At 70.4% G+C, this 1,834-nt stretch carries 1 protein-coding gene; it reads right to left on the minus strand.

The genetic code is table 11. The annotated features are described in order from the left end of the window. The coding region (locus JYJ84_RS35695) for an ATP-binding protein (RefSeq protein ID WP_205190214.1) at nt 1-1,834 on the minus strand (1,834 nt) is incomplete at both ends.

Below are 1,834 nucleotides of genomic sequence, written 5' to 3' on the forward strand. Positions count from 1 at the left end.
GATCGACGACGAGATCGCCAGGCCGAGCCCGAGCCCGCGCCCCATTTCCTTGGTCGTGAAGAACGGCTCGAACAGGCGCGGCAGCAGGTCCGGCGCAATGCCGCAGCCGTTGTCGCGCACCTCGACCGCGAGCGTGGCCGCCGACACCGCGATCGTCACCTCGATCGCGGGCGCCGCCACGCCGGCGACCGCATCGAGCGCGTTGCCGAGCAGGTTGATCAGCACCTGTTCGAGACGCAGGTCCTCGCAGCGGGCAACGAGCTCGGGATAGTCGCGCGCCAGGTCGAGCGGCGCATCGTGCGCGGGCGACACGGTCGCGTCCTGCAGCGTCAACGTGAGCGCGACGCCGCGCAGCCGCTCGTCGAGCAGCGACAGCACACTGCGCAGCGCGCGCACGACGAGCGCCCGCTCGTTGCGCGGCTTCGCGCGGCCGACGAACAGCTTCAGCTGGTTCGTGATCTTGCCCATCCGCTCGGTGAGCGCAGCGATCGCCTCGAGGTTCTCGCGCGCGGCGCCCTGCTCGCCGCGATCGAGCAGCACGCGCGTGTTGTCCGAGAAGCTGCGCAGCGCCGCGAGCGGCTGGTTCAGTTCGTGCGTGATGCCGGCCGCCATCTGGCCGAGCGCGGCGAGCTTGCTCGCCTGGATCAGTTCGTCGTGCGCGGCGCGCAGCTCCTGCTCCGCGCGGATCCGGTCGCCGACCTCCTTCTGCAATTGCTCGTTCGCTTCCGACAGATCGGCCGTGCGCTCCTCGACGCGCCGGTTCAGCTCCGCATACGCCTGCTGCAGCAGCGCGCGGCCGCGGATCATTTCGCGCACGCGCGCGCGGCGCATCCGCCAGTAGAACGCGAGCAGCGCGACCGACACGAAGCCGAAGCCCGTGACGATCGTCGCGTTGCGCGCATCGGCGTCGACGGGCGCGACCGGCGCCAGCGTGACGAGCAGCCAGTCGGGCTCGCCGATCCGCCGCTTGCTCGCGAGGAAGCGCGGCGCACGCAGGCCGGCCCCAAGGCGCACGATCTCCGCATCGGGGCCGAGCACCTGCTCGATGCGCAGCGGCAGCGGCGTGACGGGCTGCTGCGCGTACTGGCGCGTCTCGTAGATCGACGCGGCGACGGGGCCCGTGAGCGGCCGCAGCGTGTGGTACTTCCACGCGGGCACCGACGACAGGAACACAACGCCGTGATCGTCCGCGACGACGAGCGGCTCGGACGCATCGGCGCCCTGGAACCATTCGAGATTGAGCTTCACGACCACGACGCCCGCGATCCTGCCGTCGCGCCACACGGGCTGCGAGATGTAGTAGCCGGGATCGCGCGAGATCGTGCCGATCCCGAAGAAGCGGCCGACCTGGCCGTTCATCGCGTCGAGGAAATACGGGCGGAAGCGGTATTCGATCCCGACGAAGCTTTCGGGTGCGCGCCAGTTGCTGGCGGCGACGCACAGGCCGTCCGCGCCGATCACGTAGGTGACGGTCGCGTGCGCGTGTTCGTTCAGGTCTTCGAGATAGCGGTTGACGCGCGCGGTGTAGTCGGCGCGCTTCGGCTCGGCGAGCAGGTCCTGCACGTACGGATGGCTGCCGAGCAGATAGGGCAGCGTTTCGTAGCGGTCGAGCGTGCTCTTGAGCGCGTTGGTGGTGCGGTCGACGCGCACCGCGGCGTTACGCTGCAGCTCGGCGACGCCGCGCCGCCAGGTGATCGTCCACGTCAGCGTGCATGCCGCGGCGAGCGCGGCGGCAAGCACGACGAGAATGAGCAGACGGCGCGTCACGGTCGAGGCTTCCTGGCGATGCGGATCGCCTATTGTGTCATAGGCCTCCGCCTCCCCGCCTCGGCCG

It is taken from the genome of Burkholderia sp. LMG 13014 (assembly GCF_905232215.1).
Lineage (GTDB): Bacteria > Pseudomonadota > Gammaproteobacteria > Burkholderiales > Burkholderiaceae > Burkholderia.